The following is a 24,476-nucleotide window of genomic DNA, read 5'->3' as shown; positions in this document are numbered from 1 at the left end:
TGAAAGTTTCTATTAGCGTTTCCTCAGTCTAAAGGGTTTTCCAATTTTGATCACCCCTTTTTCTACCGCTGCAAACTGCGCGGATCGAGCGCATCCCGCAAGCCATCGCCGAGTAGGTTAAACGCCAAAACCGTCAACACGATCAAAATAGCGGGCGGCCACACTAACCAGGGTTGCAGGACCAGAATCGAGGCATTCGTGGCGAGCGACAACATATTTCCCCAAGAGGGATCGGGCTGCTGAATGCCAAGCCCAATCAAGCTCAGAACCGATTCTGCAATGATAAAACTGGGGACTTGCAACGTCGCTGAAATAATCACATAGGTTGCGGTCTGAGGTAAAACGTGTCGAGTGATGATGTAGAGTGACTTTCCACCCATGGCGCGTGAGGCTTGAACAAATTCTCGTTCTTTGATCGATAACACTTGCCCCCGAATCACCCGTGCTAATCCTGCCCAACTGATAAACGAGGTAATAAAGACGATCAGTAGAAATCGTTGTGCGCTACTTAAGCCCGGTGGAAGGACTGCGGCTAATGCAACAAGTAAGTAGATGCTTGGGATCGTCATCAACACTTCTACAATCCGCATCAGCACCGCATCGACCCAACCTCCGACATAGCCTGAAATGCCACCAACGAGCATCCCGATCGGGAAAGACAACGCGATCCCGACGAGTCCAATACTGAGACTAATCCGACCACCGTAAAGGAGCCGACTAAACAGGTCGCGCGCTTGCTCATCAGTTCCCAGAAGATTAAATTTGCCCTCCCCTGCCGTGCCAAACAGATGCAGATTGCCTGGAATTCCAGAAAAAAGTTCGATTTCTTCAAACTTGGGATCGCTGAGTGAGAAGTTCGTTGGTAACGGTAAGCGAATTTGGAACAATCGATACGGTTCGCCTTGTACGAAGAGTCTGAGCGGCGAAGGTTTCGATCGATCAACTTGCAATTCGCGATCGCCCGTATTCACATCAATGGGACCTTGAGTGGTTGGGTAAACATGAGGTCCAATGAATTGATTATTTTGATCCGTCCAATAAATCTGAGTGGGCGGTAACAATGCGCCATCCGTTTGTGGTTTACAGGCTCCACTGGTAATGGAAGCCGTATCACAGGGGCTATAAGGAGCAACGAATTCTGCCGCAATCACGGCAACATAGAATAACGCTAGTAAGATTGCTCCAAACTTAGCTAACGGATTGCGTTTGAGCTTTTGCCACCAGTCCATAGGTCAGAAGAAATAAAGGATTAATGCGAATCTTTGACGATCACAGTAACATTCGGTTCGATATCGGGATCAACCGAAAGCATGGGTTCCAGAATACTATTTTCCACAGCTTCCGAGAAAATTGATCCAGCTTGCGGCGGGAGGTCAGGATTCATCAGGATTTCGACGATCGTTTTCACGACACTGGTCAAGGGAATTGCCAGAATCACGCCTAATAGTCCTGCTACTCTAGCACCCACTAGCAAAGACGTGAGAATAATCACGGGACTCAATCCTGTCAGCCCGCCCAAAATCCGAGGCGCGATCGCATTATCTTTGACTTGCTGAATCGCGATCGCGGTTCCTAATACTTCGATCGCCATCCACCAATCAATAAATGCCACTAAAATCCCAACCGTGGCAATTCCTAGCGATGCCCCAATAAATGGGATCACTTCCATCACCCCAATAAACACCGCAAACACGAGAAAGAATGGAACTTTTAACCACCAGAACGCCAATGAAAGCGCGATCGCCATAAACAGCCCTAACAGCAATTGTCCTGAGGCAAATCGCTGCAAACTATCCCGCATCGAATTCGTTAAACTCTCCTGAATCGGCTGAGAAAAGATGCCTGTGATCCCGCCCCAAATCTTTGCTCCGTCTAGGACTAAATAGAACGAAATCACCAGAATCAGGATCAGATCCAAGACCCAATTAAAGGTGTTCAGAACCAATCCGATTCCGGTCGATGCGATCGTTTTTGCCTGCCCTTGTAATTGAACCGAGAGTTGTTGTTCTAAAAACGAGAGATCAAAGCCTAAATGCCGAGATTCTCCCCACGTTTGAAAGTCTTGGAGTTGTTGCTGTCCCGATGCAATCAGATTCGGTAAATTTGCCGTCAGTTGTTGAGTCTGTTGAATAATAGGCGGCGCGATCGTTACAGCAACTACCGTTAAAATCAACCCTGCAAATAGATAAACCACTCCAGCTGCTAACGCCTTGGGCATGAATTTTCTCAATCTTGCCACCGGATAATTGAGCAAGAAGGCGATTAATCCTGCTGTGACGAGTACACTAATTAACTCTCCAAAGTAAGTGAGTGCATTGAGCGTCAGCCACCCCGAGACGAGAATTAACAGCCAGGTGATGAGAAATTGTTGAATCGGAGAGAAAAAACGATCCATACGGCAAACAGCGCGATCGAGTACTCCTCAATTTTGCCGTTAATCGAGTCATTCCGCTGTTCAATTCAACGAGACAGCCTTTTTCCTCAACGATTTTATGTGCAATATTCGTCGGACGGTTCATGCTCGACGACAAACACGTTTGAGTAGAGATTGGCAACGATTTGCTTGCCTTGTTGAGTTAAGGAAAGATAGTAGAGCGCCTGTTTGACATAGGGATAAACACCCTGCCAATAGAATTTTGGATAATTTTTTCGCAGATCTCCTGGATGGCGATAGCCTAAAGCTTTGTTCACCCCAGTTTCCTCGAATTCGTAATAGAGTGCGCTGATTTTCTTCAGATAACGCGGATCGCTGAGTTGTCCAATCAGATCAGAAGCGCGCACCAGTCCTGGATAATTACTCGTGTCTTGATGGTCTTCAGCCGCAGGAACGGGGAAGCGGGTCAGTTCAATATTACGTTTGACCACTTCGACATCGATGAGTTTATGACCACCAAATCGTTCGTCAATGAAGAGTTTAGCGCGATCGACATGATACGGAGTCATGGCGGCATCAGATGAGCCAGGCGGTACTGAAACCATCGCGCCATCACGACCTGTGGCATATAGCCCGGTCTTATCTTGGCGGCAAACGCCTCGGACATACCCGATATCGTGGCAAACGAGCGAAACAATAAAGTGCAGCCAGTCCTCACACGACACCCCGCCATCTCGAATATGCCGTCCTCGTAAGATCTCTTGACCCACCAGGGTGACTAAAATCGAATGTTCAACGTTGTGATAGAGCGCGTCACTGTTGGCAATATTTTCCATCGCCATCGACCCAACCCAACCAATAATGTCTTCGTAATCTGATTTCCAGCCGCCATAGGTTCGGTGATAGCCTTCTTTCAGTTGGCGAACAAAGTCATCAATGAGAAGTTCTGTGGCGTTAAACATGTTGGGGCGAATTTAGATAGAGGAACACTCTTAGGTTTCCCGCCCAACTTTATAAAGTAAAGATAGGGCTTAATCTAATCTTTCAATTCAAGATAAGCCCTAAAAAATCAGCCCATTCTGACCAAGGCTGAAATTTTGGCAAGTTTATCGGCTGCCAATCCTTTGAGTTCATTGAGATCCAACCACTTTTCGCGGACGAGTTGGGCAAACACAAAAATCAAAACCGAGTCACGATAGTCATATTTCCCGTCGATTTCGTGCCGTCTGGCGCTCAAAAAATCGTGGAATTGCCACAGATCGCTGACTTCTGAGACCTGATTGGCTCGTTCAGCAACGTCTTGCATGAGCGCCTGAATCTCTCGTTGATACGCTCGATCGAATGCAGATCGAGAAATCTCTTGTTCGGTCTGAGTCCAATGAATTTCGCTCACTTGCTTCGTTTACTCACATCACAGTCTGCCAATATATAAATGAATGGACGCTCCTAAGATTCAGAACATCCATTCTTTGAGAATTTACGATCGCAAATTTATGCTTATCGCATTAGATTTAAAAGTTCTTTCGGCGAAGCGAGCAGGTCGATCGCAACAAAGAAAATTTTACCTTCAGGATTGAGCAGGAATCTCCACGCCATATTCATCCCAACTGCTGCACCAAACCAAGGTGTTTGAACTTTTCCAGTGACTTTGATTTGGGTATAGCCATCTTCTGCGGGTTCAGAAACGCCGCGTTCGGGCATCAAGTTGAGGTTCTGGCATTCTTCACGAAAGAAGCGCATCACTCCTTCTTTTCCAACGATCGGTTTTTGGAAAGGAGCTTGCAGTGCGCCATCTTCACTAAAGAGTTGGATCAGCGCATCGAAATCGTTGGCGTTCATGTTGTTCATGTACTGCGTCACGGTCTGATTGTCGATACCTTCAATCTTGACTTGAGTACGCTGAGCTTCTGCTTTTGGAGCGACGACGGGTTCAGAAACTCGGTTGTAGCTGCCCAGTTTATTGACGTCGTAGCCCATGTTGACGACTGAATTACGCAACACAGTAATTTGCTGACCTTGATCTAGACCTCTCAAGGATTGCAGCACCGCAGAAGCGTTGGCAGATAAGGTGTATCCGGTTGGAATGGGGGCGACGATGCCTTGCTCCATCCATTGTCCAAGCTGATACCAGAAACCAAGTTTGATGTTTGCCGACCAGGTGGAGTAGGTACGGCAAATCGGCGTGTCGGCATTGTTTGCTAAGTCACACATGACCTGAGTTTGCTCAGAAAACGGCATTCTCTTGATTTGCGCTAGGGTCGATTCTGCAAATTGCATGCTTGCAGCGCCGGGAGCCGCGATCGTGATCGTCTTGCCCATTTCGAGGAAGGCAAACCATGTCCAGGCGAGCTGGTCTTCTGCACTCAATTGATTGAATCGAGCAGTGAGGGCAGGTACAGCATCGGCTGCGAGAGTGTTGGGGAAAATACTACGCGCTGAGTCAATCGTAATCGCCATAAGAATACCTGCAATATTGGAGTGAATTCAGTGGGAAGTGTCACTCAGAACACTTGGGTCGCTCTGTTTCCTCACTAACCATTAGTCTACATCAAAGTTAACAATTCTCTTTATATTTATTTACATTTTTCTAATCTGGCGAAATCAATGCTGCATTTTTCATAAATATCGCCAATTCATCAGAAATCAAGGCATACAGTTCTTAGAATAGGGAGGAGAAGTCTTCATGTTTTGATACAAATCTAGGAGCGGTGGTATGACTTCTGCGGTACGAATTGAGAAATTACAGAAGCGCTACGGCTCAGTTGAAGCCGTGAAAGAGGTTTCGCTAGAGATTCAATCTGGTGAGATTTTTGGTCTTTTAGGGCCAAATGGAGCCGGGAAAACAACGACGTTGCGGTGTTTGTGTACGTTGACGGAACCGGATGCGGGAAAAATCGAAGTGTCGGGAATTAGCGCGATCGACAATCCCCGGGCTGCGCGTCAAAAACTGGGCTACGTGGCGCAAGAAGTCGCGATCGATAAAGTTCTCACGGGTCGCGAACTGCTCGAACTGCAAGCCGCCCTTTACCATTTGCCAAAGCAATCGATTCAGGAACGAATTGCCGAGGTTCTCAATTTATTAGGACTCAACGAATGGGCGGATAAAAAGAGCGGTACTTATTCTGGAGGCTTGAAAAAACGGCTCGATCTAGCGGCGGGATTGCTTCATCAACCAGACGTACTGGTTCTGGATGAACCCACGGTTGGATTAGATATTGAAAGCCGAGTGGTCGTTTGGAATTTCCTGCGCCAGTTACGCGAGCAAGGCACGACCGTTTTAATTACGAGCCATTATTTAGAAGAGATTGATGCACTTGCCGATCGCGTAGCGATTATCGATCGCGGAGTGGTGATTGCATCGGGAACGCCTTCGGAGTTGAAAGATCAAGTGGGAGGCGATCGCATTACGCTACGAATTCGAGAGTTCTCTCCGCTTGATGAAGCAGAAAAGGCAAAGTCTTTATTAGAATCAATTCCGGTCGTTCAAGAAGTGATTATTAATGAGGCACAGGGGAATTCGTTAAATCTCGTTGTTGCGCCCAATAGTGATGCACTGATGACGGTGCAGCAAGCGCTTCAGCAAGCGGGGTTACCGACCTTTGGCATTGCTCAGGCTCGTCCGAGTTTGGATGATGTCTATCTTGCAGCAACGGGTCGAACTTTAATGGATGCGGAACTTGCGGCAGCCGCAAGCCGAGATCCAAAAGCAGAACGTAAACAAAGCATGAGGTAGTCAATTATGAGCACAACGATTACTCCTTCAAAACCTGCGTCAGAGCAGCAAATCGCGATCACTCAACCGAATTTGTTGGGAGAGTTTCTCCAAGAAACATTGGCGATGACGCGCCGCTTGTTTATTCAACTGCAACGCCGCCCTTCTACTTTGGTTGCGGGTATTGTTCAACCGTTGATGTGGTTGATTTTATTTGGAGCACTGTTTCAGAATGCGCCGCAAGGATTGTTTGGCAATCAGGTGAATTATGGACAGTTCCTCGGCGCGGGCGTGATTGTATTTACAGCATTTGGAGGAGCGCTGAATGCCGGACTTCCAGTGATGTTCGATCGAGAATTTGGATTTCTCAATCGGTTACTCGTCGCACCATTGGCTTCTCGGTTCTCGATTGTGATGGCTTCTGCAATTTTCATCACGACTTTGAGTTTGATTCAGACTGCGGCGATTATTGCGATGAGCGCATTTTTAGGCTCAGGATTGCCGAGTGCGCTCGGGCTTGCGTTAGTCGCTTTGATCGTGTTGCTGTTAGTTGTTGCAGTCACAGCATTGAGTTTAGGATTGGCGTTTGCGTTGCCGGGACATATTGAATTACTTGCGGTGATTTTTGTCACGAATTTACCGTTACTGTTTGCAAGTACTGCGTTAGTTCCGTTGTCGTTTATGCCGACTTGGTTGCAAGTTGTCGCAACTTTGAATCCATTGAGTTATGCGATCGAGCCGATTCGCTATCTCTATTTGCATCCAGACTGGAATCTCGGCAGTGTGATCATGCACGCTCCGTTTGGCAATGTGACTTTGGGTGGAGCCTTGCTGATTTTGGTTGGACTTTGCGCGATCGCGCTGATCAGTGTTCAGCCATTGATGAAACGCCGCTTAGCTTAAGTGGGTATTTCTCAAAACAGATTCTTCGTTAGATTTAGGATTCGACTTCGCTCAGCTCTGGATATTACACCCCATCTCACACCAGGTTAGAAAATTAGAGAAAATCCCCGCGTATTTCGCTTTGTCTAAAATGCGCGGGGATTTTCGTTCCTTTCATAGATATCCAGAAAATAGTGCTTCTAGATGATCACGATCATCCCTCTTTAACTGTGCAAAAATTATGCCTACGAGCGCCTGTACTCTGACACTCATCAATCTGTACCAAAACTTCGGCATTCGGCTTAATTCCGGTAATCGCTTCTTTTCTCGCTGACTCAACCAAGCCACTCTGTTAACTGCTCCTTACAAATAGCATTTCTCACTCTAGAAAATAGGTTGACATCATGACGCTTACTATTCCAATCAAGGCGATTCAACTTGCTCCTGGCAGCACCGTCAGCATTCATAACGTTTCATGGCAAGACTTTGAAACGCTTCTCGCTGACTTAGGTGAAAAGCGAAACACGCGCATTGCATACTATCAAGGCACACTAGAAATCATGTCTCCACTGGCCCGCCACGAACGTCCTCACCGAATTATTGCGCATATTCTGACCGTCATTCTCGAATTACAGGGGCGTGACTGGGAAGATTTTGGTTCCACAACCCTTAAACGTCCTGAAGTCGCTGGCATTGAGCCTGATACTTGTTTCTACATTCAAAATGCTCACCGAGTCCAAGGCTGTACTGACCTCGATCTAGACATCTATCCCCCGCCCGACCTTGCCATCGAGTCTGATGTCACCTCGCTAACAACAGTCAGCGCCTACCAAGCCATGAAAGTTCCTGAAATCTGGGTCTACCGTAAACAGACTCTAAAAATTAGTGTTCTTGATGGAGATCGCTATGTTGACGCTTCAAGCAGTCCAACCTTCCCCGATTTGCCTATCACAACCTTGATTCCTCAACTGGTACAAAGTGCGATCGATCAAGGGACGAGCCAAATGCTACGGAACCTTAGAACTCAATTCTGTCAATCTAATGAACCATGAGTAACTTCCACGTTCAAGATGGCTCTGCACCTTACTTCTCTAACTCGATGAGAAATCAAACTTAGAGAAAAGTCTCATCTCAGGAAAGCAAGTTTTAGCAGACAACTTTTTCAGGCGTTGCGCCGATCGGAGTTTGACCGGGCATACCCAAGCCGAAGCCTTGACCGAGGTTGACTCCAATCGATCGACAAAATTCGATGTCTTCTAGGGTTTCTAACCCTTCCGCCAAGACCGTAATTTCAAGCTCTTGGGCAGCTTGAACAAAGCTCTTGACCATGACTTGCTTCATTTCGTATCGGCTACAGCCGTGGACAATTCGACGATCGAGCTTAATCACATCTGGTCGCAACTCGGTACAGTAATGATCGAGCGCAACATTACTTCCCAAATCATCGAGTGCTAATCCGAACCCATTCGCCCGAATTTGGTGAATGACTTTATGCAGATTGGGATGATGGGTCAACGCTTCAACTTCTGTCAGTTCAAATACGATTTGCCCTGGATGCAGCCCTAAATCGAGAATCTGCTGAAAATTCTGTTCTAACGATTCGGGATTATGTGCGATCGCATTCGGTAAGACGTTAATAAAAAAGATGGGACGATCAGACTGATTCCATTCCGCTAGGGCTGTTAAGCAAATCGATCGTGCCAAATTATCAAATTCGCGCGTCAAGTTCATCGACAGCGCTGCATCGATCAATTGCTGTCCATTGAACTGTTGCCCTTGAGCATTGCGCGCTCTGGCTAAACATTCATGTGCGACCACCCGACGCGAATCGAGATCAAAAATCGGCTGGTAATTAAAAAATAATTGTTGCTTTGCCAGAACTTGGAAAAACCAGGCGTGTTTGACCAGCTTTGTCATTTGGTGCAGCGGCTGGGCTTTCAGAAATTCATGTAGCAAATGTTGAGCATCTAACGGCGATCGCGTCAGAACATAGCGTGACATCGCTTGACCAATCTCAGAAACTCGCTGGCAAAGCCCAACAAAGAGCGCAGAGAGTTCAAATTCGCTGACTGCACGATAGAGCAGTTGCGGCAAAGCTGCAACTTTCTGAAACCCCAATTGATACAATGCTAAATGCGTTTCTCGATCTCCCGGCTGGACGACTAAATTCAGCGAGGGATTGAATTGATTCTGAATCTGCACAAACAAACACCCTTTCCTTTGCAAGCTGAATGCTAATAATGCAATGGAGATGACCTGATACCCTTCTCAGCACAAGTCGCGAAAAAATTGCTACTTGATTTGGCGGATAAATAATCCGCATCTCCACCGTATCAAGGATTGATCGAATCTTGCTCCATTTGCCCATTACTTCATGTAATTTCCACAATTTGGGTGAAAAATCCGCAAGAAATCCGATGCATGAGATTATTTTAAAGCGCTATTTCGCCCTATATTTTCTATGATTTCCCCGACAATAGAGACTAATCAATGGTCAGAACTGCTTCAGCAAATTCTCGATCGAGATTCTTTATCGATCGAACAAGCTTCAACCCTCATGCAGGGCTGGCTCAATGATCAGATTCCGCCCGTTCTATCGGGTGCGATTTTAGCTGCATTACAGTCGAAGGGGGTCTCAGCCGCAGAATTGGCGGGGATGGCAACGGTTTTGCAGTCTCAGGCACACGTGAGCGATCGCCTGGCTTTCCCTGTGATTGATACTTGCGGAACGGGGGGAGATGGGGCTTCAACGTTTAATATTTCGACGGCAGTTGCGTTTGTGGCGGCGGCAGCAGGGCTGCGTGTGGCAAAACATGGCAATCGATCGGCATCAAGTCGAGTCGGCTCGGCAGATGTTCTAGAAGCGTTAGGTGTCAATTTGGCAGCATCGCCGGATCAGATTCAAGCAGCAATTTCTGAAGTCGGTATTACGTTTCTTTTTGCTCCCGGTTGGCATCCTGCGCTGAAAGTGGTCGCTCCGATGCGACGAATGCTGAAAGTCCGAACGGTGTTCAACCTGCTAGGACCTCTAGTTAATCCGATGCAGCCGACAGGACAGGTCATTGGTGTGTTTAATGCGACGTTACTCGAACCGATCGCGGAAGCTTTGAAAATGTTAGGGAAAGAATCTGCGATCGTGCTTCACGGTCGAGAAAAACTCGACGAAGCAGGACTCGGAGACTTAACCGATATGGCAGTTCTCAATCAGGGACAGGTTGAACTGACGAGCATTGACCCGCAGGAATTTGGTTTACAGAAAGCTGCGATTGAGTCATTGCGCGGTGGAGATGTGGATGAGAACTCCGAAATTCTCAAATCAGTGCTACAAGGAAAAGGGACGCAAGCCCAACAAGAAGCTGTGGCGTTAAATGCTGCATTAGCGCTCCGCGTCGGGCAAGCCGTGGATTCCTATCAGCAAGGCGTCGATCGCGCAAAAGAGGTCATTGCTTCTGGTGCGGCTTGGGACAAACTGAATCAACTGGTGGAATTTCTAAAATAACTATGGCTGCTCTTAGTTGGGAAGAACTGGAAGCTCTGACAGATTTTCAGATCGATCGAGTCAATGGCAATACCAATGCTCAGTCTCGATTGCGTCTGTTTGGCAAGTCCGAATCAGATGTCAGAGTGACGCTATATCGCGATCATCATGCGTGGTGTCCCTATTGTCAGAAAGTCTGGCTCTGGCTCGAAGAGAAGCAAATCCCCTATCGAATCGAGAAAGTGACGATGTTTTGCTATGGGGAAAAGGAGAGTTGGTATAAGCGGAAAGTGCCTTCGGGTATGCTACCTGCGATCGAGCTAGACGGGCGGATCATTACTGAAAGCGATGATATTCTCATGGCGCTAGAGCGAGAATTCGGTGCCTTGGGTTGGAGTATGAATGATCCTAAGGTTGTTCCTCTGCGGCGTTTGGAGCGGTTGTTGTTTCGCGCCTGGTGTGCGTGGCTCTGTTATCCGGCGAATTCAGCCCGGGAAGACCAGCGCAATCGGGAGCAGTTTGTGCGGATTATGGCTCAGGTTGAAGCAGCATTGAGTCAAATGCCTGGGCCGTATTTCTTAGAAGACTTCGGCATTGTCGATGTGGTCTTCACACCTTATGTAGAACGGATGAATGCCAGTCTTTATTACTACAAAGGCTATTCGATGCGAGAAGAGAATCCGCGCATGTCGGCTTGGTTTGATGCGATGGAAACTCGATCGACCTATCGCGGGACTCAAAGCGATTTCCATACGCATGCGCATGATCTACCGCCGCAAATGGGTGGGTGCCATGAGAATCAAGATCCTCAGACTCAGATCAATCAGTCCCGCGTCGATCGCGGAGCATGGGACGGTTTACCGGATGTGACTTACCCAGAGCCTGAAACGTCTCGTGCGGAGGCATTACATCGGGTGGTGAAGCATCATCAGAACATTATTCGCGTCAATCCGGCAGACGATCGCTTAATGGATGAAGCGCTGCGTTGTGCGTTGACCTTCATGATGACGGGTGAAATTTGTACGCCGCCTGCTGGGTCAGATGTGGCTTTGAGATATTTGCGCGATCGCATTAGTGTTCCGCGCGATATGTCGATTTATGCTGCAAAACGATTGAGAACTGCATTAGAAAAAACGGCGGCATTAGTCGGCAATCAACAGGGTACGCCCATTCCTAGTAGACATCGACGCGATCAAGATCCAGCGAATTTCGTCAGCTTGTAACGTGCTGCTTTCTCAATGAAGCATTACGATAGAGCGAGCAGCGATAAGTTCTGATCTTCATAGAATGATTTGATTGCGTTAAAGTCTCGTCTAGGCAACTGTTCAACATCGCAAGTTGAACAGTTGCCTAGACGAAGCCAAATCACTTTTGGGGGATTCCCAAATAATAAGCTCAGGTCATGCATGTCTGCATCTTTTGAGACAATCATCAAATCATTGTCTTTTGCATAATCCCAAACAATCGGATCGATTGTTGCTTTCATGCCCACATCTCGAACATGAAGCGAGTTTGGAAAAAGATCAATCAAACGATTCGGCAACTTGGGGGACAAGTTTTCATCAAAAAGTAACTTCATGCGGATCAGGGAGCGATCATAACTCGACGCTCACGATCGGCGGCATAAGCAATGCAAGCTTTTAAGTCTTCTCGCGTCAAATCTGGAAAATCCTCGAGAATTTCTGCTTCGGTCATCTCGGAGGCTAGATACTCAAGTACTTCATAAACTGTAATTCTTAAGCCACGTACGCAGGGCTTTCCACCACGTTTATTGGGTTCAATTGTGATGAAGTCTCGGTAATTCATAGTTTTAGTCATTCATCATTATTGGCATTTTGGAATAATTTTGTAGCAAGCTTAAAAACCATTGAATGTCTTGCGTGTAATAGCTTTAATCTCTTGCCCCAGATAACCTTTGTCTTTCACCGATCACTCAGCATCGTTTTGTGACAGCAAAATTATTATAAAGCGATCGCTGATTTAGTCGAGCTAGAAAATAATCCTAATTTCGTTAAGAGCCAGAAATTTCATTGCATTCTGCAGCAATATGCTTGTGATTAGCCTGCATGAGCTGCATTGCAGAGTGATCAATTCCCATACCATAACGCCATTCACCGTTGAGATATAACCAAGCTGGTACCTGACGCACGAGATTGCGATCGCCCTCCAAACAGATTGTCTCTTGCTGAAGGGCAAGTTTCAGAGGCGTATATCCCATCCAGACATGGGTAAACGCACTCAAATCAGCCGATATTAAGACATCGACTTCAAAGCCTGGATTTTTTTGACATACATCGACTTCTCCACCTTCGATCACCAGCCACCAACTGCGCTGAGTTTTGCGCGTTTTGGTTAATCCTTGAAAGTCAAACTGTAGGACTAGCTTTTGCGAGGGTACAGCCTCAAGGTTCACTCGCCGTCTCATTCCCCACATTAATAAGGCATCATCCAAATCTTCTGGGGCAATTTGTTCACTCCCCCATTGTTGTGCCCAAACACCCATTGCTTCAACAATCGGGCGTAGCGCTTCTCCGGCTGGCGTTAGCAGATACTCATACCCTTGCCCTGTTTCTTTTTCATGGCTAATGACAACACCCATCTTCTCAAGTTCTTTGAGTCGTTGAGATAAGAGGGCACGAGACATTAAGGGCACGCCTCGACTGATGTCATTAAAGTAGCGATTGCCATACAGCATTTCTCGCAGCACAAGGAGCGCCCAGCGATCGCCAACGACTTCCGCTGCCTTTGCTACCGGACAGAATTGCCCATACCCCTTTCTCATAATGCTTTGGGAGAGAATTGCCATCAGGTTCAGATATTGAACTTGTAGCACTTTATTCGCTCAATCAGAATGGGAGCATCACAAGACTTAAAGGAGCCATGATTTATGCCGGAACTACAAACTATATCGATGGTGCAGCAGCAAGTTGTGGATTGGGCATCCCTAGCAGAATCTTTAGGTAAACAGTTTGCAGCACGAGAAACTGAAGCAGATGAATCAGACTTATTTGTTGCTGATAATATTGCCAGATTAAAATCAGTTGGCCTGACTGCTGCGGGTGTTCCAAGTGAACTGGGTGGAGGGGGTGCTAGTTATGCTGATCTCTGTACTGTACTGCGTATCTTAGGACGCTATTGCAGTTCAACTGCGCTTGCCTTTTCAATGCATACCCATCAGGTGATGATACCGACTTGGCGATGGCAGCATCAAAATGCTCCAGTGGATGGATTGCTCAAACGAGTCGCGGCTGAGCAACTTGTGCTGCTGAGTAGTGGTGGTTCAGATTGGTTACAGAGTGCTGGTACGGCTGTCAAAGTAGAGGGTGGATTTCTCGTTACCGCTCGTAAAGTATTTGCGAGTGGTGCGCCTGTGGCGAATTTATTAATGACGAGTGCTGTTTATCAAGACCCAGAACAAGGTTCTACAGTCCTACATTTTGGTGTGCCGATGACTGCTCAAGGTGTTTCGATTGAACCGACTTGGCAAGCGATGGGAATGCGGGGAACGGGTTCCCATGATGTTGTGTTGTCTGATGTGTTTGTCCCGGATGCGGCAGTTGCTCTACGGCGGGAACAAGGAAAGTGGCATTTTATTTTTCATCTGATCTCGATGATCGCGATTCCATTAATCTATTCCGTTTATGTTGGGGTTGCAGAAGCGGCACGCGATCGCGCAGTTCAACTCGCAATGAAACGTCATACCGATGAACATTGCTGCTATATGGTGGGAGGTTTAGACAATGAATTGATGGCGGCAAAGCTAGCGCTTCAGCATATGATTTCTACTGCTGTCGTCAGTCAACCTAGCTTTGAAACTACAAATCAGATCATGACGGGACGGACACTGGTTGCGAAAGCCGTTCTCAATGTCGCTGATCTAGCAATGGAAGCTGCGGGGGGAAGTGCGTTCTATCGCAAACTGGGGCTAGAAAAATTGTTCCGTGATGTGCAGGGAGCGCGCTATCATCCTTTGCGGGAAGAGGCTCAGCGCAAGCTGTCGGGACAACTGGCACTCGGGTGGGATACGTCTTCTTTGTAGAGCAGTGTCTTTTGTGTAGAGCGATCGCTTTTTTAGAGAGTAAAAAAGCGATCGCTCTTTCCCTGCCAACTTTCTAAGTGAGCGGCGGCGAGTAACTTTGGCAATTCAATATCTTTCAACTGCTCCCTGCATTTGGATCGATGTTATGCGTCGTCATCGCTATTCACAACAGCAATATCGAAATGAAATACATCTTCGCGTGTTCCAAGCTTGGTATAAAGTGCGATCGCAGGATCATCTCCGAGATCTGCTTGTACGAAAATAACATAAGCCGATCGCGCGACAGCAATCTTCTTCAGTTCCTGAATTAGCGCGGTGGCAATGCCTTCGCGTCGATGCGCTGCTGCAACAGCGAGATCGTAAATATAAATTTCACTACGCTCCTGCTCAAACTTCTGAAGTTCATAAGCAGCAAGACCTCCAACGACTGAACCATTCTTTAACGCTGCAAGCGCGATGAAATAATCGCTGCTGAGCAACCGCTTGAGATAGGTATGACTTGGGCGAAATGAGTTATAGGTATCAACTTCGTCGAAAGCCTCACCGAAGGTAGCTAATAAGTCTTCCATCAGTGTCAAGTCGTTGGAGGTAAGCTGACGAATGCTAATTGGCTCAGAAGATGGCGTTTTCATATCTATTGATTGGGGCAACGCAGAAAAATGATCGGTGAAAATGTATAATGTCTCGCTTTACTTGCTGCAAGGAGCTTTCGGACTTCAATAATCTCGGTTCTAAACGGCCGGGTGTGGGTTGTTGGACATAGCTACTATATCCTTCTCAAACCTTTATCTTTCTTAAACCTATCTTATTAGCGCCAATTGTCTAATACAAAAACGTCTACTCGATTGTAACCAGGCTCGTTTGGTCTCTGCATAACGACATCTACAGGTTCAGTGTAGAAAACGTTGAGCAAGCATCTTGGTATAGGCTGTCTCATGACTCGTATTCACGCCAGCAACTAGATGCAGCAGTTTTTGTACGGTCGGTGTGCAGAGGGAGCTATGGGTAGACAAGAGCAGTACCGGAATGATCAATTCCCACACCATATCGCTATTCACCCTTGAGATATAACCAAGTTGGCACCTGACGCACGCGATCGCCCTCAAAACAGTGCCATAAATCACACGATGAGGGGAGCAAAACGATGCGTTGGCAGAAACGCTACATTGTGAAATTAGCCTCCTCACAGATTTGCGATCAGAATGGGCGCACCCGTATGTTTTTGAGGAGCATCGCTATCTTCAATTGTGACTGCAACTTTCGTCACCAGTTTTTTAGAACGGTAGGCTTTGGGAACTGAGAGCGTTTGGGAAAATTCGCTGCGATCATTGACCTGGAAAGCTTCTGTCAAGATTGCCTGTTTCTGGTCTGTAGTGAAGGGAGCATCTGGTTTCAAAACAGTCCATAACGCATAAACTTTGCCCGGGGGTAGAGGCGGTAAGTTCTTGACGACAAGCGTTGCTTCTAGTGTGTTTGGATTGACCACCATTGTTGCAGAACCCTGGTTACCACTCGTTGCATCTAGAATATAAGTCAGTGCCGCATAGCGCTGTGTTTCAGTTTGGCTAGTTTGTAGAGCTTGCCGCAACCCGTAATTGTTAATTCCTAACGCAACAATCAGGACTGCTGCCGCAACCTCCATTCCACTTCGCCAAGAAAGAGATCGACCCGGTCTGGAGACAGTCCGTATGCTGGTTTTAGAATTAGCTATCTGGGCATTCTCTAAAATCATGGAACGTAGAGAAATTGGAGGTGCCAACTCGGGTGAAACGTGAGACACTTCTAGAGCTTTTTGCATTTGGGTAATTTCTTCTGCGATCGCTGGCTCTCGCTCCAATAAACGCTCAAATTCTGCTGCCTCCTCTGGGCTGAGGTCACCTAGGACATAACCTGCAATGAGTAGCTGTAACTCTTCTGAAGGCATCGACATCGCCATCCCCATCAACTCTTTAGTTTAAACTTGTCAGCGCTTTGCGTAATTTGAGCAGTCCTGTTCTCGCTCTCCCTTTTACCGTACCCAGTGGAATCTCCAGTTGTTTAGCAATTTCTGATTGGCTAAGCCCATCATAGTAAGCCATTTTCAAAATTTGCTGTTGATCGTCTGACAACTGAGCTAAGGCGTTACGGACTTCCTGGGATTGCTCGTGTTGAAAGGCACGCTCAAGCGGAACATTCGGGGCGCTCTCAGCCTGTCCACCCAGTTTCCAACGATCGAGCGTTTGACGCGCACTGTTGCGCGATCTCAATCGATCCCGTGCCCGCGATCGCGTCAAAATTGCCAGAAAAGTACGGAGAGATCCGCGCTTTGGGTCGTAGGTTGTCCCTTTTGCCAGTGTCAGAAAGATATCTTGGGTTAAGTCTTCAGCCTCTTGAGCATTGCTAAGGGTACTGAGTGCGATTCCGTAGACTAACCCGGCGTGGCGATCATAGATCACACCGAGCGCAACAGTCTGACCATTGCTCAATGCCAGAATTAATTCTGCATCTGTCTGGTTCGACTCGGGGGAGGCTTGGTTAGCAGACGGCTCAGACGGCATACACAAAACAATTTGTTTTTGGGGACGAGGGCATAGAGTCGGAAGTTTGCAGAAAACGAATAAAGATGAAAAACACAGGCAATCTCAAGCTCTGGCGCGGCAGAAGCTACCGAATCCGTCCAAGAGTTTGCCCGTGAGTTGGTTAAATTATTCTTGCAAGTATACTACGCTGTTCGCAGAAGGCTACGCTTGCTAGATATCGTCATTGCTACTTTCGCCCTCATTTTGCATGGTTCCCAATCAAGGCATCTGGATTAGAGTGCTCGAAAAATGCCGCGCAATTCTCCAGCCCGATTCTGCTTGGTGTGAATATCGACATAGAGGTTGCCTTCAGAGAGTGCCTGAAGCTGTTCAGCCGTCAGAGTATACTCTCCGGCAAATCTACCGCCCATTGCAGTATCGTTCAATGTTACAGTTAGCGCATATTGGAAGGGTCCGTTCTGGTTAGGTTCGCCCCGATGGATGTGAACCGCAGAGGTGATGTTAGGATTCGGAGGATTAACGGGGTCTGCTGCATAGTCACGTAAACCACTAGATAGCCCCCCAAAGTCTCCCCGAACAATGAGACGATCTCCTGCCAATGCTGCGCCAGCTACACCCGTTGCAGAAGTTGAGGGTGCGTTCGGTACTACATTATTGTTCGTCAAGATGGCTGCATAGCGTTGCAAAGAACTGCTAGACATTCCTTGAGCCATAAGAACGGACTCAGCTTCTTGTAAATCTGCCATCAAATGCTGATTGATTGGATTCTGAATCTGGGTTGGTTGAGCCGATTGGAATGTGTTGAAGGATGGTGCAATTTTACTCAAAGAAGCTGCTGTTGAGAGACCGATTATCAATACACAGGCGATCGTGCCAAGCAGAAAATTGGAGAGTACTCGCTTTGTCTTATTCATCAGGACTAGCCTTAGTTAGTAGATTTCTGGCAATAGTACGAAGCAGGCGATGATTTGGATGTATGGGGATTCTAATTTTTTAGTTTTTAGAGAAGAGCATTCGTCGGCTTGCAAACAGAATCGGTTGGGAAAACAGCGTGGCTAAGCGTTCGATGGTGATTCTGTGCTCTCTTTAAAACAGTTCGACTAAGATTTCTGGCATTACGAATTGCCTATTGCGCAGTTGAGTGTATCAACAGGTCTGATAAAATGTCGCCCTCGTTTGAGTTGTGCGGAGTTGGCATATGCGGCATGACGATTATTTGGACTGAAAGATACTGAATTGTGTGATCTTCCGTTAGCTCTGTTTTAGAGATCGTAGTAATTCCCTTGGTCTTGCATCTCGAATCACAGGATATCGATCGAGATAATTCACATAAATATAATGCTCGTACTCATACCAATTCATTTCAGCTTTTTCGCGATTACACTGCTGGCAAATCACCCAGAAGTTTCGGAAATCCATTGAGAGCCAAGGATATTGTGCGCGGGGCAATTTGTGATCGATCGTTCTGCCACTTTTGAACGAATATTTCTGATCACAAATCGGACAGTCTCGATCGGAATGTTCTTTGACCCAGGTTTGGCTCTCTAACGTCGTTCCACATTCACTATCCCCATTGACATATCGCCAATCGTCATATTTTCGATAGTCCTCAAAATCCTGAGCCGTCAGCTTGTGATATCGTTTGTTTCCAACTACAGCGGCAAGTTTGAAGAGTTCTTCTAAGCTTTTATCGTCAAGATTCATCGTCTGGGCTTGGGTTTAGAGAAGTCAATGATTTCAGGTTCCGTATCAGGAAATTGTCGATCGACTAATTCTCCGATTTCGGCAACTTCTTTGGCGAGCTTTTGATTAAATTCTTCAATCTCTTCTTGGGTTTGATATTTTTTGCCAATTCGATCCACTTCGAGAAAGAGTTCTTCGAGTGAGAGATCTTCAGATACGCGATCGCTGTCGAGTAATTCCTGGATGCGCTGATACAACGCAATCACATTGTCCCATCCAGTATTCTTGAGTCCGCTTGCTTTTAACAGCGTTTGGCTTTCTTTACTAAGCTGCGATCGAGTCTGTGAGTTTGCTTTCTGCAGCTCACGATAGTTCATGCCTTGAAAAGTTCGTTTCGCCATTATCCGAGCGTCCAACGAAACAACCGAATAATCGCTTTCCGAAGCTGACTATCTTCGTACTGCAACAGTTCTTTGGTATCTCTTGCTAATCGCAGCTTGATCGCATCGACAAACGTTTTCAACGCTTTGTTATCTTTTTTCAGCTGCTCATTTGCTCCAACTAGTTCAAGATTCTCCGAAGAGAGCGTCTCAACCTTTGTCGAAAGTTGTTGAACTTCAGTAGAGAGCTTTGCGTACTCTTGTTCTAATTGTTGTTTACGATCGAGTAATTTCAATTTATCAGCTTCGATTAAAGAGATGGATGCCTCTAATTCTTGATACTCAGCCTGCAATGATTTGAGTTCAGTCTCTGCCTTGCTTTTGAGTCTGCCATAGTAAGCATTATTGCTTCCTAAGCTAGAATTCTTGACTGCAAAGGACTCGACTAATTTTGCAGCGCTCGGCTCAAGACTTAACACATCTAACAAGCGTTCACACTCCTCTTTGCTCAACGCTTGACTAATATTTTTATTGATTCCGTATTTTGCTTTCAAAACACTTTGAAGCTGATCCTTTGATGCCATACTCGACCTCGTAAGCTTCACTTATTATACGAATTCAACGAATCCAGAAATAAGTCATACATAAAGTTATCAGTGTCAATGGCAACCCAAATTTCACATGCTCCAAAAACGATAATCGATATCCTAATCTCCCTGCTGCTTCAATCATGATCAAATTCGCAACCGAGCCAAAAATCGTCAAATTGCCTGCTAATGTTGAACCTGCTGCAAGCCGTAACCAAGATTGAGAATCGTTCTGTGCAATCAAAGGGTGCAATAACAAAACGGCTGGAACATTAGAAACGAGATTCGACAAAATTGCAGTCACGCTGAGAAATTTAGCTGGATGATCAATCGCTTGAGTCAGTGGTGCAAATACATTCAAATCTTGGGTCGCTTTGGTGAGAATAAACAATCCCGAAAATAGAACGAGCAAATTCCAATCGACAGGTTGCAGTAAGCGATCAGGCTTTAACCTCCGAGTAATCAACAAAATACTAGCAGCGACCAAAGCACATTCCGCTAAAGGCAATCCCACAACAAATGCAATCAACATTGCTGCCGTCACGCTCACAGTTTTGAACAACAAAGGTCGATAGACGCGAGGTTGAGGCAGCGAAAATTCTTGTGGAGTCGTCGATCTAACTTCGGGATACATCCAATACAGCAATGCAAGTTGAACGCATAAGCCAAAAATCGCGATCGGCGTGAGTGCCTTAGCAAAGTCCAAATAGCCGATTTTGGAAAATGATCCAATCAAAATATTCTGTGGATTCCCGCTAATTGTGGCAACAGAGCCAAGATTCGTTGCCCCTGCCATTGCTAGTAAATAAGGAATCGGATTGATTCGCAAAGTTCGCGCCAAATCCAAAATCAGCGGCGTGAAAATCAGTGCCATTGCATCATTCAGAAAGAAAGCCGATAATGCAGCGACTCCAAAAGTAAGAACGGTGAGTAACCCGAATGGACTATGGGTAATGTTGAGAAGATGAGCGATCGCCAGTTGAAAAAATCCAGCTTGTGACAAGCCTGCATTCACAATCATCGTGCTGAGCAAGAATACAATCGTGGTTACATCGATTGCGCGCCAAGCGTCTTGCAGATTCAATACGCCTAAAGCAATGAGAAATCCTGAACTTGCAAGTGCAATTGTGGCGCGATTCATGCGCAGTCCAGGGAAAGAACCAATCGCTAAGCCGAGATATGCGATCGCAATCACGAAATACTTCACCAATAGACGGTTTCTCCCCCTTCTTTAGACAGTTTTCCCCCCAAGACAGCTTCTCTAGGATTTGACATGATAGAAAGCATCAAGTGAGAGCACACCAAATTATGAAGCTTCCATTTTACGATTGGTATCGCAATCTCGTTCGCAACTCGAAATACCGTTGGTTGATTGTTGCAGGAACTCTGGTTTACTTGTTTAGCCCGATCGACTTACTCCCTGACATGATTCCTCTGATCGGTCAGATTGACGATACCGTCGTTCTTGGCTTACTGGTTGCTGAAGTCTCTTCAATGCTAATGGATCGCCTCAAAGCCCAGAAGGGTACAACGACCGCAACGGTTGATGGCACACCTGCTGAAGCAGTCGATGTTGACGCAAAAACGATCAGCTAAAAAAATTGGGAGAATGGGGGAGTTGGGAGAAGTGATTTCTTATCCCCCATTCCCCTAATTCCCCGCTCCCCTAAGCACAAACTCAAGCACAAAAAAACGGGCTAACTACAAAAGCTAACCCGCCAGCTTGGGAACGCGCAGAGAAACTAATTTTGAACGACCAACTTCACGTTAGCGTTGTTCAAGCCAGGGCGCTTGACTTCAGCCAAGGTCTTGTTAACCGCATACTTCTGGTTGATCGAATTGATCAATTCGGTTTGATTGTGCTTCTTCGCCACACCCCAAAGGTCAGCGATCAAATCGAAGGAACCATCAGCGTTCCGCGACCAGCCCAAATCATACTCGCCATCAAGAACTGCAACGATGTCAGAACGAACCCGCTGACCGTTGTAGCCGCGAACATCAGCTTCGGTCTTAACCGAGATGCCCAAATCGCGCAGAGAAGACTTGAGGATTTCTGCGTCGGTGATCTTGGTGCGAAGAGTGCTAAAGTGAGACATTTTAGGGTTTCCTCCGTGGAAAGTTGAAAACAACGACAACGTTTAGGTTTAGATGTTTTGAGGCTTACATGCTCAAAAAATGGTTTGTGCATTCAAGCTTTCAAAACGGTGTTCAAACTGCTGGTACTAGCCCAGCCCTTCATCCTGTTGGGAAGACAGGAGAAAGCCTTTTAGAACTCCAGTCGCTGATATTCAGCAACTGATGCTGCCGCAGGTCGCGCGCGCTGCCTAGCCCAATCCCGAAGGGCTGTTACCTGCTCAGTCATAGTCTTGGACAACGGCATTGTGGCTCTTGATGCCGCAATGATGTCCAATTGAGTAAACTCTCGATCTTGAGCAAAAGCTTCATACATCGCTGCAACTAATGCTTGCTCAATTTCAGCTCCAGAAAATCCATCACAGACGCTTGCTAACTGGTCGAGATCGAAGCGTTCAATTTCTCGTCGGCGTTTTGCAAGGTGGATTCTGAAAATTTCTTTCCGCTCTTCTGCATTCGGGAGATCAACAAAGAAGATCTCGTCGAATCGTCCTTTCCTTAAAAACTCGCCAGGTAAACGTTCAACTCGGTTCGCAGTTGCCATCACAAACACTGGAGAAGTCTTCTCTTGCATCCAGGTCAGGAATGACCCGAAGATCCGGCTTGAAGTTCCACCGTCTGAATCGGCTGATCCGGATGTTCCAGCAAACGCTTTGTCCATTTCATCAATAAACAAGATTGCCGGAGAAATCGATTCAGCAGTCTTCAAAGCATTTCGCAGGTTCGCTTCTGATCGACCTACCATCGAGCCATCATAGACACGACCCATATCTAATCTCAGCAAAGGCAATCCCCACAGTCGGGAAGTTGTCTTGGCAATGAGAGATTTTCCACACCCCGGAACGCCGAGAATCAACATTCCTTTCGGCTGGGGTAATCCATACTCTCTCGCTCGCTCAGTGAAGGCGTTCGATCGCTGTTTTAGCCAGTGCTTCAATTCGTCTAAGCCACCAACTGCCTCAAGCGTCTCATCTTCTTCCATGAATTCTAGGATGCCGTTCCGACGAATCAGCTGCTTCTTCTCAGAAAGAACAATATCAACTTCTTCTTCGGTCAAACGCCCGTTCGTAACCTGAGCCTTACGGTAAACTTTTTCTGCCTCATCTCGCGTCAACCCTAATGCTGCTTTTAACAACTTCTCGCGGGTTTCAGTCGTAATGCGGCGATTTCGGATCTGGTCTAATTGAGTAGTGAGAACCTGATTCAACTCAGTCATCGTTGGAAGTGGGAAGTCCAGAACGATAACCTCTTTCTCTAGCTCAATCGGAACCGTTTGAACCGGAGACATTAAGACGATCGCTTTTTGCGTGCCTTTGAAAGATGCGATCGCATCGCGCAGCCATCGATTCACAGCGGGCGAATCAATAAACGGATGCAAGTCTTTGAAAACAAAGAGTCCAGGCTCTCGCTGGCGCATCACCCACTCGATCGCGGCTTCGGGAGAAACCGTATTGTGCTGGGTCACACTGCGGGGCTGACCATACTCGACAATCCCGTGAGTCACCGTCCACAAATACAATCGCTTGGGGGGCTTGGTTTGGGCAAGCAGGGCAAGTGCTTGCTCTGCCCGTTCCTCTTCTGAGGTTACAAGATAAATTAGAGGATATTGAGCCTGTAATAGGATGTTTAACTCTTCTTGCATAACCGCGACCCACTAGAGTGTAAAGCGAACCTGTTCAGGCTGCGAACGCTACTGAGGATAAATCCTTAGCAGGGAACGACCACCTTTTCCTCACTGGAAGATCCGATCGAAACGGTCGATAGCTCATCTTCGAGAATGATGTCTGAGTTTTGCCCTAAAGCGGTCAGTTCACCATTCTTTAAAACAACCGGAGTGGTACAACTGGGACAGTCATAAATCCGGTGAGTTTGTCCATGAGCTTCCTCTTGCTCAACTACCTCCGGGTATGTGAGGTAAAAGCTGAGTGCCCTCTCTGCGAGGACGGACATTGCCTCTGAACTCATTGCAGCTTGGATTTTTAGCTTGCGGTGAAGTTCGGGCGGAAGATACAACGTAACTTTCTGCTTGTCTTGCATAGAACTTTCAGTCGTTTTACCCGGGTATGTGATTACGATATCTGCCTAATCTCAGGCTGTCAAGACAGTATGCCCGCATGACAGCATTATTGTTACAATCGTTTACATTATGAAGCAAGGTTTGAGTTGGATTTTGATAAGTTTGATAGGTTTGACAGGGTGCAATGACTTGCCGTGGAGCGGTTCGCACTCTCAGCAGGAGCGGCTTCCCGATCGCTGGCAGACTTACCGAAATGAGCGGTTTGGCTTTGAGTTTTTGCATCCAGAGGGATGGATTGATTCGATACCGCCAGAGGCTCAAGATGGTATTGCCTTTAGTGATCCGAGAAATCCCGGTGTAGAGATTCGGGGTTGGGCGGAGTTAAAGCGATCGACCGATAAAAAATCTCAGAATCCGAAGTCGAACTTTACGACTGATCAGGGGGTTCCTGCGCGTTTAGATATCGCGGTTGAGAATCAGTCGAGTGTGATGACGTTGACGATTCATCAGAAGGATGTGGAATATCACTGGCGGGCGACGGCTCCGACTGTGCAGTTTGGCAATTACTATCGATTCTTTGACTTTATTGCCAAGCGATATCGCGTCTCACAGTGATAGGATTCTGTTTTACAAATTTCTGTGCAGGTAGATGGATCTCCACTGAGATGTAGA

Annotated in this window: 29 protein-coding genes; 8 read left to right on the top strand and 21 right to left on the bottom strand. The window is 46.8% G+C overall.

Features of this window, described 5'->3' with window-relative positions:
- Positions 1–62: 62 nt before the first annotated feature.
- From J0L70_RS04655 to J0L70_RS04635, 5 genes are all read right to left on the bottom strand, one after another.
- The gene (locus J0L70_RS04655) at positions 63–1,229 is read right to left on the bottom strand and encodes an ABC transporter permease (RefSeq protein WP_017287654.1); all 1,167 of its coding nucleotides are present in this window, start codon (positions 1,227–1,229) and stop codon (positions 63–65) included.
- 20 nt (positions 1,230–1,249) lie between these two features.
- Positions 1,250–2,395 carry an AI-2E family transporter gene (locus J0L70_RS04650; protein ID WP_287453289.1) on the bottom strand — a complete coding sequence of 382 codons (1,146 nt, stop codon included), beginning with the start codon at positions 2,393–2,395 and terminating at the stop codon, positions 1,250–1,252.
- Positions 2,396–2,490: 95 nt separating this feature from the next.
- Positions 2,491–3,336, bottom strand: coding sequence for an Npun_R2479 family HD domain-containing metalloprotein (locus J0L70_RS04645; RefSeq protein ID WP_017287656.1), 846 nt, complete (start codon positions 3,334–3,336; stop codon positions 2,491–2,493).
- A 107-nt stretch (positions 3,337–3,443) separates the two neighbouring features.
- On the bottom strand, positions 3,444–3,767 hold the full coding sequence (gene frp, locus J0L70_RS04640; RefSeq protein ID WP_017287657.1) for a fluorescence recovery protein: 324 nt from the start codon (positions 3,765–3,767) through the stop codon (positions 3,444–3,446).
- 104 nt (positions 3,768–3,871) lie between these two features.
- Positions 3,872–4,831 (bottom strand): orange carotenoid-binding protein, encoded by a 960-nt coding sequence (locus J0L70_RS04635; RefSeq protein WP_017287658.1) that lies wholly within the window; start codon positions 4,829–4,831, stop codon positions 3,872–3,874.
- Between the two features lie 256 nt (positions 4,832–5,087).
- Here J0L70_RS04635 and J0L70_RS04630 point away from each other — a divergent pair, with 256 nt between their 5' ends.
- From J0L70_RS04630 to J0L70_RS04620, 3 genes are all read left to right on the top strand, one after another.
- On the top strand, positions 5,088–6,107 hold the full coding sequence (locus tag J0L70_RS04630; protein WP_287453288.1) for an ABC transporter ATP-binding protein: 1,020 nt from the start codon (positions 5,088–5,090) through the stop codon (positions 6,105–6,107).
- Between the two features lie 6 nt (positions 6,108–6,113).
- The gene (locus J0L70_RS04625; RefSeq protein WP_190652206.1) at positions 6,114–6,989 is read left to right on the top strand and encodes an ABC transporter permease; all 876 of its coding nucleotides are present in this window, start codon (positions 6,114–6,116) and stop codon (positions 6,987–6,989) included.
- Between the two features lie 383 nt (positions 6,990–7,372).
- The gene (locus J0L70_RS04620) at positions 7,373–8,020 is read left to right on the top strand and encodes a Uma2 family endonuclease (RefSeq protein WP_287453286.1); all 648 of its coding nucleotides are present in this window, start codon (positions 7,373–7,375) and stop codon (positions 8,018–8,020) included.
- A gap of 94 nt (positions 8,021–8,114) precedes the next feature.
- On the opposite strand, the gene J0L70_RS04615 is transcribed toward J0L70_RS04620, so the two are convergent.
- On the bottom strand, positions 8,115–9,170 hold the full coding sequence (locus tag J0L70_RS04615; RefSeq protein WP_017287662.1) for an EAL domain-containing protein: 1,056 nt from the start codon (positions 9,168–9,170) through the stop codon (positions 8,115–8,117).
- A 259-nt stretch (positions 9,171–9,429) separates the two neighbouring features.
- Here J0L70_RS04615 and trpD point away from each other — a divergent pair, with 259 nt between their 5' ends.
- Together trpD and J0L70_RS04605 are read left to right on the top strand one after the other, a co-directional pair.
- The gene (gene trpD / locus J0L70_RS04610) at positions 9,430–10,467 is read left to right on the top strand and encodes an anthranilate phosphoribosyltransferase (protein ID WP_017287663.1); all 1,038 of its coding nucleotides are present in this window, start codon (positions 9,430–9,432) and stop codon (positions 10,465–10,467) included.
- A 2-nt stretch (positions 10,468–10,469) separates the two neighbouring features.
- Positions 10,470–11,669 carry a glutathione S-transferase family protein gene (locus tag J0L70_RS04605; RefSeq protein WP_353736609.1) on the top strand — a complete coding sequence of 400 codons (1,200 nt, stop codon included), beginning with the start codon at positions 10,470–10,472 and terminating at the stop codon, positions 11,667–11,669.
- A gap of 23 nt (positions 11,670–11,692) precedes the next feature.
- Here the strand turns inward: J0L70_RS04605 and J0L70_RS04600 are convergent, their stop codons facing one another.
- The 3 genes from J0L70_RS04600 to J0L70_RS04590 form a co-directional block, all read right to left on the bottom strand.
- Positions 11,693–12,025 (bottom strand): DUF5615 family PIN-like protein, encoded by a 333-nt coding sequence (locus J0L70_RS04600; RefSeq protein WP_017287665.1) that lies wholly within the window; start codon positions 12,023–12,025, stop codon positions 11,693–11,695.
- A gap of 5 nt (positions 12,026–12,030) precedes the next feature.
- A complete protein-coding gene (locus J0L70_RS04595; protein ID WP_026148565.1) occupies positions 12,031–12,252 on the bottom strand; it encodes a DUF433 domain-containing protein in 222 nt (73 codons plus the stop codon).
- A 205-nt stretch (positions 12,253–12,457) separates the two neighbouring features.
- Complete coding sequence (locus J0L70_RS04590; protein ID WP_287453284.1) at positions 12,458–13,252, bottom strand: winged helix-turn-helix transcriptional regulator; 795 nt, start codon at positions 13,250–13,252, stop codon at positions 12,458–12,460.
- 81 nt (positions 13,253–13,333) lie between these two features.
- Between J0L70_RS04590 and J0L70_RS04585 the strand changes: the two genes are divergently transcribed.
- Positions 13,334–14,485, top strand: a complete 1,152-nt coding sequence (locus J0L70_RS04585) for an acyl-CoA dehydrogenase family protein (protein WP_287453283.1) — start codon at positions 13,334–13,336, stop codon at positions 14,483–14,485.
- A gap of 143 nt (positions 14,486–14,628) precedes the next feature.
- Here the strand turns inward: J0L70_RS04585 and J0L70_RS04580 are convergent, their stop codons facing one another.
- The 9 genes from J0L70_RS04580 to J0L70_RS04540 all read right to left on the bottom strand — a co-directional run bounded on the left by J0L70_RS04580 (position 14,629) and on the right by J0L70_RS04540 (position 20,861).
- Positions 14,629–15,117, bottom strand: coding sequence for an AAC(3)-I family aminoglycoside N-acetyltransferase (locus tag J0L70_RS04580; protein WP_287453282.1), 489 nt, complete (start codon positions 15,115–15,117; stop codon positions 14,629–14,631).
- Positions 15,118–15,375: 258 nt separating this feature from the next.
- On the bottom strand, positions 15,376–15,531 hold the full coding sequence (locus tag J0L70_RS04575; RefSeq protein WP_287453280.1) for a hypothetical protein: 156 nt from the start codon (positions 15,529–15,531) through the stop codon (positions 15,376–15,378).
- A 137-nt stretch (positions 15,532–15,668) separates the two neighbouring features.
- Positions 15,669–16,415, bottom strand: a complete 747-nt coding sequence (locus J0L70_RS04570; protein WP_197693273.1) for an anti-sigma factor — start codon at positions 16,413–16,415, stop codon at positions 15,669–15,671.
- Positions 16,416–16,434: 19 nt separating this feature from the next.
- Complete coding sequence (locus J0L70_RS04565; RefSeq protein WP_287453279.1) at positions 16,435–17,022, bottom strand: sigma-70 family RNA polymerase sigma factor; 588 nt, start codon at positions 17,020–17,022, stop codon at positions 16,435–16,437.
- 254 nt (positions 17,023–17,276) lie between these two features.
- Positions 17,277–17,918, bottom strand: a complete 642-nt coding sequence (locus tag J0L70_RS04560) for a CHRD domain-containing protein (protein WP_017287672.1) — start codon at positions 17,916–17,918, stop codon at positions 17,277–17,279.
- A gap of 337 nt (positions 17,919–18,255) precedes the next feature.
- Positions 18,256–18,708, bottom strand: coding sequence for an HNH endonuclease (locus tag J0L70_RS04555; protein WP_287453278.1), 453 nt, complete (start codon positions 18,706–18,708; stop codon positions 18,256–18,258).
- Positions 18,705–19,088, bottom strand: a complete 384-nt coding sequence (locus tag J0L70_RS04550; RefSeq protein WP_287453276.1) for a hypothetical protein — start codon at positions 19,086–19,088, stop codon at positions 18,705–18,707. The genes J0L70_RS04555 and J0L70_RS04550 overlap by 4 nt, the downstream gene beginning before the upstream one ends.
- A complete protein-coding gene (locus J0L70_RS04545; protein WP_287453274.1) occupies positions 19,088–19,651 on the bottom strand; it encodes a hypothetical protein in 564 nt (187 codons plus the stop codon). Before J0L70_RS04545 ends, J0L70_RS04550 begins: the two co-directional genes overlap by 1 nt.
- A gap of 34 nt (positions 19,652–19,685) precedes the next feature.
- The gene (locus J0L70_RS04540) at positions 19,686–20,861 is read right to left on the bottom strand and encodes an anion transporter (RefSeq protein ID WP_287453429.1); all 1,176 of its coding nucleotides are present in this window, start codon (positions 20,859–20,861) and stop codon (positions 19,686–19,688) included.
- 101 nt (positions 20,862–20,962) lie between these two features.
- Here J0L70_RS04540 and J0L70_RS04535 point away from each other — a divergent pair, with 101 nt between their 5' ends.
- Positions 20,963–21,250, top strand: a complete 288-nt coding sequence (locus tag J0L70_RS04535; RefSeq protein WP_287453273.1) for a YkvA family protein — start codon at positions 20,963–20,965, stop codon at positions 21,248–21,250.
- 146 nt (positions 21,251–21,396) lie between these two features.
- On the opposite strand, the gene J0L70_RS04530 is transcribed toward J0L70_RS04535, so the two are convergent.
- The 3 genes from J0L70_RS04530 to J0L70_RS04520 form a co-directional block, all read right to left on the bottom strand.
- Complete coding sequence (locus tag J0L70_RS04530) at positions 21,397–21,750, bottom strand: DUF1257 domain-containing protein (RefSeq protein WP_017287678.1); 354 nt, start codon at positions 21,748–21,750, stop codon at positions 21,397–21,399.
- 170 nt (positions 21,751–21,920) lie between these two features.
- Positions 21,921–23,429 (bottom strand): stress-responsive protein Ycf46, encoded by a 1,509-nt coding sequence (ycf46, locus tag J0L70_RS04525; RefSeq protein WP_017287679.1) that lies wholly within the window; start codon positions 23,427–23,429, stop codon positions 21,921–21,923.
- Between the two features lie 65 nt (positions 23,430–23,494).
- The gene (locus J0L70_RS04520) at positions 23,495–23,824 is read right to left on the bottom strand and encodes a slr0373 family blue light stress response protein (protein ID WP_017287680.1); all 330 of its coding nucleotides are present in this window, start codon (positions 23,822–23,824) and stop codon (positions 23,495–23,497) included.
- Between the two features lie 109 nt (positions 23,825–23,933).
- Here J0L70_RS04520 and J0L70_RS04515 point away from each other — a divergent pair, with 109 nt between their 5' ends.
- Positions 23,934–24,419: a hypothetical protein gene (locus J0L70_RS04515; RefSeq protein ID WP_287453270.1), complete on the top strand. Its 486-nt coding sequence runs from the start codon at positions 23,934–23,936 to the stop codon at positions 24,417–24,419.
- The last annotated feature ends 57 nt before the right edge of the window (positions 24,420–24,476 follow it).

Origin of the sequence: Leptolyngbya sp. UWPOB_LEPTO1, assembly GCF_017302695.1 — a bacterium.
Taxonomy (GTDB): domain Bacteria; phylum Cyanobacteriota; class Cyanobacteriia; order Leptolyngbyales; family Leptolyngbyaceae; genus Leptolyngbya; species Leptolyngbya boryana.
Note: the sequence above shows the minus strand (reverse complement) of the source record. Positions and strands in the feature narration are given on the sequence as shown.